This is a genomic window from Fibrobacter sp. UWCM, assembly GCF_900129735.1.
In the GTDB taxonomy this organism is placed as follows: Bacteria; Fibrobacterota; Fibrobacteria; order Fibrobacterales; family Fibrobacteraceae; genus Fibrobacter.
Genome location: NZ_FQWR01000014.1, coordinates 86,630 through 96,004 on the forward strand (window position 1 = coordinate 86,630; position 9,375 = coordinate 96,004).

Annotated in this window: 12 protein-coding genes; 4 read left to right on the forward strand and 8 right to left on the reverse strand. The window is 49.4% G+C overall.

What is annotated here, in order from left to right:
* Positions 1-57: 57 nt before the first annotated feature.
* Positions 58-1,230 (reverse strand): metallophosphoesterase, encoded by a 1,173-nt coding sequence (locus BUB22_RS10310; protein WP_073115053.1) that lies wholly within the window; start codon positions 1,228-1,230, stop codon positions 58-60.
* Positions 1,231-1,415: 185 nt separating this feature from the next.
* Here BUB22_RS10310 and BUB22_RS10315 point away from each other — a divergent pair, with 185 nt between their 5' ends.
* Positions 1,416-3,431, forward strand: a complete 2,016-nt coding sequence (locus BUB22_RS10315) for a family 43 glycosylhydrolase (RefSeq protein WP_083535502.1) — start codon at positions 1,416-1,418, stop codon at positions 3,429-3,431.
* Positions 3,432-3,602: 171 nt separating this feature from the next.
* Here BUB22_RS10315 and BUB22_RS10320 read toward each other — a convergent pair whose 3' ends face one another.
* The 6 genes from BUB22_RS10320 to BUB22_RS16410 all read right to left on the reverse strand — a co-directional run bounded on the left by BUB22_RS10320 (position 3,603) and on the right by BUB22_RS16410 (position 7,561).
* On the reverse strand, positions 3,603-4,316 hold the full coding sequence (locus BUB22_RS10320; protein ID WP_073115054.1) for a hypothetical protein: 714 nt from the start codon (positions 4,314-4,316) through the stop codon (positions 3,603-3,605).
* Positions 4,317-4,478: 162 nt separating this feature from the next.
* On the reverse strand, positions 4,479-5,708 hold the full coding sequence (locus tag BUB22_RS10325) for a type II toxin-antitoxin system HipA family toxin (RefSeq protein WP_073115055.1): 1,230 nt from the start codon (positions 5,706-5,708) through the stop codon (positions 4,479-4,481).
* On the reverse strand, positions 5,705-6,019 hold the full coding sequence (locus BUB22_RS16910) for a helix-turn-helix domain-containing protein (protein ID WP_073054531.1): 315 nt from the start codon (positions 6,017-6,019) through the stop codon (positions 5,705-5,707). The genes BUB22_RS10325 and BUB22_RS16910 overlap by 4 nt, the downstream gene beginning before the upstream one ends.
* 188 nt (positions 6,020-6,207) lie before the next feature.
* Entirely contained in the window at positions 6,208-6,516 is a 309-nt protein-coding gene (locus BUB22_RS10335; RefSeq protein ID WP_073115056.1) for a CopG family antitoxin, read from the reverse strand.
* On the reverse strand, positions 6,513-6,731 hold the full coding sequence (locus BUB22_RS16735) for a hypothetical protein (RefSeq protein ID WP_073115057.1): 219 nt from the start codon (positions 6,729-6,731) through the stop codon (positions 6,513-6,515). Before BUB22_RS16735 ends, BUB22_RS10335 begins: the two co-directional genes overlap by 4 nt.
* Before the next feature lie 449 nt (positions 6,732-7,180).
* A complete protein-coding gene (locus BUB22_RS16410; protein ID WP_139258960.1) occupies positions 7,181-7,561 on the reverse strand; it encodes a hypothetical protein in 381 nt (126 codons plus the stop codon).
* A 44-nt stretch (positions 7,562-7,605) separates the two neighbouring features.
* On the opposite strand from BUB22_RS16410, the gene BUB22_RS10350 reads away from it, so the two are divergent.
* A complete protein-coding gene (locus BUB22_RS10350; RefSeq protein WP_083535500.1) occupies positions 7,606-7,794 on the forward strand; it encodes a fibrobacter succinogenes major paralogous domain-containing protein in 189 nt (62 codons plus the stop codon).
* Positions 7,795-7,801: 7 nt separating this feature from the next.
* On the opposite strand, the gene BUB22_RS10355 is transcribed toward BUB22_RS10350, so the two are convergent.
* On the reverse strand, positions 7,802-7,993 hold the full coding sequence (locus BUB22_RS10355; RefSeq protein ID WP_073115059.1) for a phage virion morphogenesis protein: 192 nt from the start codon (positions 7,991-7,993) through the stop codon (positions 7,802-7,804).
* 52 nt (positions 7,994-8,045) lie between these two features.
* On the opposite strand from BUB22_RS10355, the gene BUB22_RS10360 reads away from it, so the two are divergent.
* Positions 8,046-8,273: a DUF7675 family protein gene (locus BUB22_RS10360; RefSeq protein WP_073115060.1), complete on the forward strand. Its 228-nt coding sequence runs from the start codon at positions 8,046-8,048 to the stop codon at positions 8,271-8,273.
* A 190-nt stretch (positions 8,274-8,463) separates the two neighbouring features.
* Positions 8,464-8,820 (forward strand): hypothetical protein, encoded by a 357-nt coding sequence (locus tag BUB22_RS10365; RefSeq protein WP_139258961.1) that lies wholly within the window; start codon positions 8,464-8,466, stop codon positions 8,818-8,820.
* The last annotated feature ends 555 nt before the right edge of the window (positions 8,821-9,375 follow it).

Here is a 9,375-nt window from a genome sequence, read left to right on the forward strand (position 1 = left end):
CGCGCGCAGTTTACTGTGTGCGGTTACTGTGTGCAGTTACTGTGTGTGGTTTATCGTTTATCGCCCGCCGGCCACAAAGTGCAAAACCCACATGTCGGCGTCGGTGCCTACGCGCACGGGCGGTCCCCAGCAATCCACGCCGGCGCTCACGAGCCAGCGTACGCCATCGAGCACGCCCTCGCCGAATGCGAGCCTCCACACGAAATTGATGACGATGTTCCCGGGGAAGAACTGCCCGTTGTGCGTGTGTCCCGAGAGCGCGTAGTCGGGCAGGCGTCCGGAATATTCCGGCTCGATTCCCTTCGGCTGGTGATCCAGCAGGATCCACGGGCGCGTGGTATCGCGCGGGGCGATAGTCGAAAGCGGCAGGCGGTCGATGTCGCGGTGGCGCGCCACCTGGAAGTCGGTACGGCCCGTAAAGCACGCGGGCCCGATGCAGGCGCTAGAATCGTCGAGCATCACGAACCCGACCTTGCGCATCCACGAATCGGGATCGGAACCGGGCCGTTCCTGCATTCCCTCGTGATTCCCGTTGATGGCGACGGCGGCGATTTTCGCCTTCGAGGTCAGCGTTTTGAACAAACTATCATAACCCCATTCGTCCAGCTTCGGCATCGGCACGTCGGCAAGGTCGCCGCCGAAAAGCAGGTAGTCGGGCGCGAGGGAATCCACGTGGGCTATCATGCGCTCGAGTTTCGCGCGGTCAAACAGCGGGTCCACATGAATGTCGCTGAAAAATACGGCAGTGAAGGCGCGATTTCCCACAACCGCGACAGCTTCCGGTTTCGCGAGGGTGTCAGATGCATCGCCTGCCTGGGGCTCCGCAAAGTAGCGCACGGGCAGTTCCACGCGGGTTTCTATTAGTTTGTATTCACTATTGTGCGGAACGCCGTAAAGGAACAGGCCCGCGGTAAGCGCGACGGTAAATGCGAGCAGCCCGCGGCTCACGCGCATAAGCATGCCCGCCTCCATCGGGGCGCGCCTCACGATTCTCCGCACCACCCTGAAAATGCCCCACGGGATATAAACGAGCAACGCCTGGCACAGCCATACCGAAGTAAACGCCACCACGGCACTACCCGCGAGCGTATCGCGGAACGACATGCCTGCAAAAATCGCGACAAGCACCCCGAGCGCAACCAGCTTGCCCTTCTTGCCCGGGGCGACAGCACTCACGTTTATGTATATAAGGGCGAGGCCCGCGAGAAGGATAAACAGGAATATGAACATGGTTAAAATATAAAAAACAAGTCAAACGTAGACTTTTTATTACATAAATAATGTTGACATCTTGTTTAATAGAATATTTTTGCGCAAATATGTAGACTTTTAAAGCAAAAATATGTTGACTACGATTCTCAATTAATATATATTACTGCGTATAAACCTCGGAAAGGGAGCCGTTTATGTTTGGTATGGGATCACGCTTCGGCGTGCGTGCTATGTTCGGGCGTGTTGGCCTTGGGCTTGCGTTTGGAGTGTCGGTTTCCTTCGCGGCCGACTGGTATGCGAAGGATAATTTGCAACCCGGTCACGACCCGAGCATGGTACGGTTCGAGGACGGCTACGCCCTCATGAGCACCAACAACAATCTGCAGCTCTGGACATCCGAAGACGCATACACCTGGAAGGACCACAAGTCGACCGTGAGCGCCATTCCGCAGTGGGCCTACACCTATGCTCCGGGCACCGAAGGCATCTGGGCTCCCGACGTATTCTACATGAACGGCGAGTACCGCGTGTATTACTGCGTGTCCGTCTTTGGCAAGCGTTCTTCGGCAATCGGCTACCAGTCCACAAAGTCCATTATGCCGGGCACATCGGGCTACGGCTGGACCGACCACGGCCACGTTTTCCACACGACGACTAGCGACAAGTACAATGCCATCGATGCCGACGTTGTGCGTGACACCGAGGGCAATTACTGGATGGCTTTCGGTTCGTTCGGGTTGGGCATTCAGCTGATTAAGTTAGATGCAACGACAGGCTACCAGGCGAGCGACGACAAGACGGTCTACAACATTGCGCGCCGTACCAGCAGCGCGAGCGGCGGCGCCGAAGAAGGCCCGAGCCTTATCGAGCATGGCGGGCAGTATTTCCTGTTCACCGCATGGGACAAGTGCTGCATGCAGGGCCCGGATATCGAGCAGACCACCTACAAGACGGCTTACGGTCGTGCAGACAAAGTAACCGGACCGTACAAGGACCGCGCGGGTTACACTATGGCGAACGGCGGCGGCACGATTCTTTTGGAACGCTACGGGCGCTATGTGGGCCCGGGCGGCGGCGAGGCCTTCCAGGACCTGAACCGCGTGCGATTTGTGCACCACTACTACGATTTGAACGGAGACAAGTTCAATCACATTCATATACGTGATGTCGTGTTTACCGAGGATAACTGGGCTGAGATGGGACAGCCCTTCCTCGGGCGTTATTTGAGTGCCGAAGTCGAGCATGGCGTGCTGACCCGCGCTGTTTCGGGCGACCTCGCGATTACCCGCAGCAATACGGCCTCGAACGGGGAATACCTCGCGTACGTGAATACCGAGGGCTCCAAGATTCGCCTGCCGATGAACATTATGCAGGCGGGCGACTACCTGCTGCGTTACCGCTACGCGAACGGTGGCGATGCGGCCGCGACGCACAAGGTGACGGTGAATGGCAAGTCGCAGACGGTGGCGCTTCCGCCTACGGGTTCCTGGGGCACTTTCCCCGAAAAGTCCGTGGTGATGGTGCCTGCAAAACTCAAGCGCGGTGGCAACTTCATCGAACTGGAACCTTCGCCGAACGGAAATTTTGCGGAACTGGACCGCATCGACTTCTTGCGCATTATCCGCGATACGATTCCCGCGAACGGCTTTGACAACGGCATCCGCGTGCGTCTCACGAAGGACGACGAGTTCGCCATCAAGGACGGCGGCTATGCGATTTTCGAGAACGTGGTGCTGGATTCGCTCAAGGATATCGGAGACGTTTTCCTTCAGGTGAAAAATGCTTCGTCGGGTAAGATCGTGATTCGCGACGGCAAGAAGGACGGGACCGCGCTTTTCACATGTGACCTGTCAAATAGGTCTCTCATGGGTGGCGGCTGGTCTGCGGCGAAATGCTCGGGCGACATGGGCCTGCGCGGCATCAAGGACCTGTACCTGACGGCATCGGGAATTTCCGGCGAGGCGATTCTCGGGAATCTCATCTTTGAGCCGATGCAGGTTGTCTGCAACCAAGCACCGTGTGGCGACCCGGTTTCCAGCTCCAGCGAGCCTTCAACCAGCTCAGGGACCGCTGAACCGCAGTCTAGTTCCAGCAGCGGAACGACCGCGATTGGCCCGCGTGCTATGCACCACGATATGCAGGTGCCCGCCCGCAAGGCCTACCGCGACCTCAAGGGCCGTAGCTTTGACAAGCAAATCCCGTACCGGGTGATGTTCTAAGGGGTGATTTTTGGCAACCGCAACTCCATGGAAATTGACTTCTTGCTTTCCAATGAGAGTCCGGTCAATTTCAAGAAGCGGGTGGGCGAGTCTTTGGAGGTTTAACCTTCGCTCATAAAGAGCCCCTATAAGATTTAAAACCTAATTTAGTTAGGTTTTGTATTTTTTTGCTTAAAAAAGAGGTAGTTCCACAGATACTTCTTTTTGAACGTTGTTGATACAGTAAGTGATTGTGATATGCACTGTTATCGAAATTTTAGCCTCTATATAAATCTCCTTTATTGTCATGTCGGCTTTATCTAAAGGAATTACGTAGTGTTCTTCCGGTGCGACAGAGATATTTTTTACCGAATCGATTATGTCGCACATTTTCTTGATTTTTTCAGACTCATTTTTGTTGTATGATTCAACATAATCTATCGACAATGATACGTTATCGAAAGAATAAAATTTGTTTTGATTCTCTATAACAAGATTTAGAATTTTCATGCCATCGGCTGTAAAATAAGCGCGCACCTGTTCTGGAGATATTTGCTCTTTTAAGTAGGAAACAATGTTTCTTTGCGCTTTAACCATTTCTTCTTGATATTTCTTCGTTTCTTCCTGGTTGGAGTCACATTCAATTTGGTCGATAAGTTCTTTCACTTCTTCAACATCTTCTCTGAGAGAACGAACGACTCCTATTAGAGAATTGAAACTTTCATTTTGACTATTTTTAATTTCTTCAAGTTTGTCTGCTTGCTCTCTATTGCTACGATATATCCAACTGATTTCAGTTACGCAAAGTGCAACAAAGGCGATTAATAGCGTTAGAAGTAATAGTAGCACAATTACTATTACAACTCCGTTAGCCGTTATAAAAGAGATTATGCTTGATTGTTCCATTTTTTACTCCTCGAATCCGCAGATTCCGAAATACTTGTCAAAGAAACTTTTTACGTTTTCCTCGGCTCATAAAGAGTCCCTATAAGACCTGCTTTCTGAATATACCATATTTTATGCGGGTTCGCAAGCGGTTGGACGCTGAAAAAAAGTAAAACAGGGGGATTACCTAGATGCAAAGGCGCTTTCCATAAAGGACTGCTCGTTTCGGGAAATCCCGTTCTTTGTTGCAATTTTACGCCAGTTTGTGCAGACGATTTTTTTCATTTCGGTAATGGTCGCCTTTGCTTTTGCCGCAGGTATTCCGTAAAGTTCGCAAACATCCTGGGCGAGTTCCAATGATAGTGTGGAATCGTTGTCAGAAATATTCAGCGAGAGGAATTCCCCGTACGGATTCGGGTTTACATCGAACAGGGGCGAAAGCGTCCACCCTTTTTCGGACAAGAGAAAACCGTGGTTACGCAAGTGGTCGTCGGTGTTGGATACGAGAATGTTGAATACAATCCGTTTCCAGAGTTCAAGAAGGTCCTTTTTGGGCGCTGCTCCGGCAGACTTGATGAAGGAGGCGATTTCGGTGTATCCGCAGTCATCGTCCCCGTCAGTGTGGCCGAGCAGGGCCATAGCCGACGTGAAGTGGATTCTCCGACCGGACTCTCGGTCAAATCTTTTTACGAGAAAAGTGGAACCGTATCGCGAAAATTTTTCAAGGCGACTTTCCGAAACGTTCAATCCGCACATTTCCGCAAGTTCATAGACCGTTTTTTCCCAAGCGCCGCAGTTTATCTTGTCGTTCTTGGAAGGAAACTTTGCTATCCAAAGGCTGCCATCCGGTGCAATGACGTTTGCTTTAGGGCGTGCGCCCCCTAACGAGGAACCCGGCGCAATTAGCATCTGTAGCCATTTGTCCGAGTGCGTGGTGTCGCTTTCGAATGCGGCTACGGCGTCGTTTAGTTTGCGGAGGGCGACCCACGGAGGGGCTGCCATGTCGGAATCGTCCGAAAGGAAGGGGCCGTCCTCGTTCGCTTTGAACCGCAAAGCTCCCATGCGGGACATGTCGTGAACGCCGAGCAGGTAGTCGCTTTCCGTGAGTTTTCGGGGCTTTCTCGATTCGGACCGGGCGATTATGGATTCCCGCCGGTCCATGAGCGTGCGTCCCCACCGGTCGGGGCACGAATCTTCGAATATGCCGAAAAGTTCCTTGCCGACAGGAACGAACTGCCGACCCTTGAAAAGGGACAGGTCCGGGTCCAGCATAAAGCTACCGGAGTGCTTTAGCCATTCGTTGTCGTACTCGAATGAACAGACTTCTTTGCCTCTTGCGCCTTCCACAAAGAGCGTGCCGATGCGCGTGGGGGCTGCGCGCAGCCAGTTCTCGTAAACCAAAATCTGCTTCACTTGCCCTCCGGGTGATATTTCTTCAGGAGTTCGATGTCGTGGAGTTTTTGTCCGAGTTCGTCGTCTGCGGCGACCTTGAGAAGGTCGGTGTCCATGCCGCTTATGGCGTGGAGTACTGCTGCGTAAATGCCGATGGCCACTGCCGCGGAACCTTTTTCCACCGCCCATACCGATGCTCGGCTGACGCCCGCCCTTTCGGCAGCAAGCGCGACAGAAATTTTACGACGCATGCGAGCCAGACGGATTTGCTCTCCCATCTGTTCAAGAATTTTACCTGTTTTCGGTAGTAGAGTTACGCTTTTCTTACCCATAATGTCAATAAATATATATTGTTTTTCTTGATTTGTCAATAAATATTGACAAATGGGACAGTTTTGAAGAATGGAGGGGCTGAAATTTGAGTTTTGAACGAGTTTCTATCTCCGCTCATAAAGAGCCCCTATAAGATGAAAAAGGCCGCCAGGTGGCGACCAGTTCAGTAAAAAAAATATTCGAGAATTTAAGCGAAAGCCGACTGCAAAACCTTCCTTGCCACCGCCTGGTAAGGCATGCCGAGTTCAGCGGCCTTTGCTTTCATCTTTTCGACCGTTTCGTCATCAAGTCGAAGCGACACCATCCTCATGCGCTTGCGGCCAGAAGACAACGCAGCCTTCGCCTTTGCAGCGAGTTCTGCCATACGTTCGTCATCGATACCCACGGTTTCGTCGAGTTCGCGCTCGACATCTTCCAGCTCATCTTTTGTCAAGTGGTTTTCAACCACGACATGGCCCGCCGCCATCAGGCCGGCCTTGAGTTCTTCTTTTGTCATGTTTCGCCTCCGTGTGACCGTCTCACGGTGACCACCGTGTACATGTCCGATTCAACGATAAGAGTCCACGAAACTCCATCCACGACTCCGATCAGTTTGTATCGGCCGTCGTTCGCCGTTTCGATGCGATATGCCGAGTTAAGGAATTTCCCGAGCATTTCGGGAGTAAAACCTCTTTCAAGCATCCTGTCGAGCGCATGTTCCGTGATGTTCATGACCTTAATATATAAACATATTGCTCATTTGTCAATACATTTTTGTAAAAATGTCAAAAAAAAAGACCTCCAAATTGCGGCCTTGGGTGAGTTAATCAATCTAATTTGTAATCAGGCTTTTTCCACGGTATAAGTTTTACCTCGTCTCGTAAAGAGCCCTTATAAGATACAGAAAAAAGCCGCCGGGGCGACCTTTTGAAGGATTTTTTATTCAATAATTCCAAACATACATAATAACGAAAAAAGGACAAGCAACGTATAAAAAACAATAAAAAGTTTATAAACATTAGGATTTTCTTTTAAAGTAACTCGCGGTCCTTTCAATTTGATTTCTTTGGTGAAAAGCGCCTCCACCAATAGAAAAATTGACAAAAGAAATAAAAATAGCGAGTACATTTATTTTGTTTTACCTCGGCTCATAAAGAGCCCCTATAAGACTAAGGCATTCATTAATTTTCGTTATCAAAAGGCCATGAAAACAACAAAGGTTTTTTATGGACAATTCTGTTAAAGAAAACTTCCATCCATGTCGCAACGCAAATGCTTGGAGACAACATAAGAACATTTGTATAGTTACAAAGTTCGTCTGAGCCTCTAATTATAGATGGCAAAACAACAAAAACTAATAGAGACAAAGGTATCCCCAAAGAACTCCAAAAAAGATATCCACTTAATGATGTTGCCAAACCAAACAATTTAGCAAGAACAAAAATAATAATCGCAACAAACAAGCAAGCAACCCATTCTTTTTCGGTTTCAATGCATAAAGCAATAAGAATACCTAAGTTCTCTAATGAGAAAAAGATTGTGAAAAAAATTTCCTTTCTCATGTTTTACCTCGGCTCATAAAGAGCCCCTATAAGACTGGAACACCCTGTTCACGGCGGTGGGCGGTTCATCGGTCGCCGGTACAAAACTCAAGTCCACGTCCGGGTGGAATAGTAATGGCAATGGCACGGATGCCTTCTCGTTCTCGGCATTGCCTGCTGGTGGCAGCAACGACTGGGGCGATTTCAACTTCGAGGGCTTCAACGCGTACTTCTGGTTTTACCTCGGCTCATAAAGAGCCCCTATAAGACCTTTTTCGAGCTGGGCCACCGGACGGGGCGGCCACCTTCGCGGAAGTTCTGCTTGACGCTCTTTGCCACAAGGTTGCCGATAGCCGCCATGGCGGGCTTCAGGTCGCTTGCCGTCCGCTTCGCGATATCGATAATTTCGTTGAATTTATCGATTTTTACGTCTGCGTTGATAAAATCTGCCATGGGGTTGCAATTCCTTGAAAAAAGTGGTATATTGTCCTAAAAGAGGTTAATCATGATTACGGTTGACAAAGAAACAAGAAAGTTCGAGTTTTACAAGAAGCGTGAAGGGGATAAAATCTGGTGGGTTGAGTATTTTGGAATCTGTGGTCTTCAGGCGGTGTCTTTCGACAAAAAAAAGATATTGCACATTTTTGGAGACTATCCAAAAAAATTTTCAAAAGAAGAAAAGGCTTTGTTTGATAAAGAAAATCCATCATGGAAAGAATTGCTCGGCGGTTAAATAAATACATCATTTTTTAGTGTTGAAAAATCCAATAAGCTCCCTAAATTTTTGGGAGTCTTTTAATTTTTCAACATCTATTAAGCAGTCAAACGATTCAGTTCTACTATTTTTTGTACCGAATCGATCATAGAGTTTAAGTTTTACCTCGGCTCATAAAGAGCCCCTATAAGACTTAGGAGTGATCCAAATGAAGAAAGTCGTTTGTTTGCACAATGTTTATCACGATGGGCGTTTTATTTCCGCCGGGACCGACGTGGGCCTTCCCGACGATGTTGCCCGTAATTGGGTAGAACGTGGCCTTGCAAAGTTTGTGGGTGAAGAAACGCCCGTGAATCCGCCTTCCGTTCCGCCCGTTGAAAAGCCCGAAGTCAAGCCGGAAGAAAAGGCAGTTGTAGAATTTGTAAAAGATGAAACGCCCGTTTCTCCGAACGAAAATGCAGCGGCAACCCCGGTCACGGCTATCGAAGAAACGCCCGTGGCGGTTGATGATACCCCAAAGCGTGGCCGTCCCCCGAAGAAGAAGCACGGGGGCAAACGGAAATGATTGGCTTTAAGGAACAGGTCCGAAAGGATGTGAAAGGCGTGTTTATCAATTTCGCAGAATTTGCGGATTGGCACAACTTGAGTTTTACCTCGGCTCATAAAGAGCCCCTATAAGACGAAAAACGTCTGCATACACAGAAAGGGTACAGAAAAGTGTTGCATTTTCGGCGGTTTTTGTGTATATTTATTTATGGAACAACGAAGCGGAGGATAAGATTATGCGCGACGATCTAAGTGTAGAAGAAAAGGCGTTCCTGCTCCTTTTGTCTGTATTCTTGAAATACGGGCTCCCTCTTTTTCTTGTCCTTGCAGCTACAGGATATTTTGACAGATAACAGCAAACCCCGCAAAAGCGGGGTTTTGTATTTTTACTTTTCGTCGTCTTTCTTGAAACCTGCTCCATTTTTCATGTAGTTCAGCCCTTGAGTTTTACCTCGGCTCATAAAGAGCCCCTATAAGACTCCACCCCGGCGTTACCGTTCGGGGCATCCTGCGTAAATTCGTTGCCGTACATCTCGAGCCACTTCTCGTCCAGCTGCTCCTGCGTCGGGGACGT

Coding starts and splice junctions, on each gene's coding strand:
- BUB22_RS16910 (WP_073054531.1), bottom strand. CDS start 6,019: ATGGGTAAGAAAAGCGTAACTCTACTACCGAAAACAGGTAAAATTCTT.
- BUB22_RS16735 (WP_073115057.1), bottom strand. CDS start 6,731: ATGAACATCACGGAACATGCGCTCGACAGGATGCTTGAAAGAGGTTTT.
- BUB22_RS10355 (WP_073115059.1), bottom strand. CDS start 7,993: ATGGCAGATTTTATCAACGCAGACGTAAAAATCGATAAATTCAACGAA.
- BUB22_RS10365 (WP_139258961.1), top strand. CDS start 8,464: ATGAAGAAAGTCGTTTGTTTGCACAATGTTTATCACGATGGGCGTTTT.
- BUB22_RS10335 (WP_073115056.1), bottom strand. CDS start 6,516: ATGACAAAAGAAGAACTCAAGGCCGGCCTGATGGCGGCGGGCCATGTC.
- BUB22_RS10320 (WP_073115054.1), bottom strand. CDS start 4,316: ATGGAACAATCAAGCATAATCTCTTTTATAACGGCTAACGGAGTTGTA.
- BUB22_RS10310 (WP_073115053.1), bottom strand. CDS start 1,230: ATGTTCATATTCCTGTTTATCCTTCTCGCGGGCCTCGCCCTTATATAC.
- BUB22_RS16410 (WP_139258960.1), bottom strand. CDS start 7,561: ATGAGAAAGGAAATTTTTTTCACAATCTTTTTCTCATTAGAGAACTTA.
- BUB22_RS10360 (WP_073115060.1), top strand. CDS start 8,046: ATGATTACGGTTGACAAAGAAACAAGAAAGTTCGAGTTTTACAAGAAG.
- BUB22_RS10315 (WP_083535502.1), top strand. CDS start 1,416: ATGGGATCACGCTTCGGCGTGCGTGCTATGTTCGGGCGTGTTGGCCTT.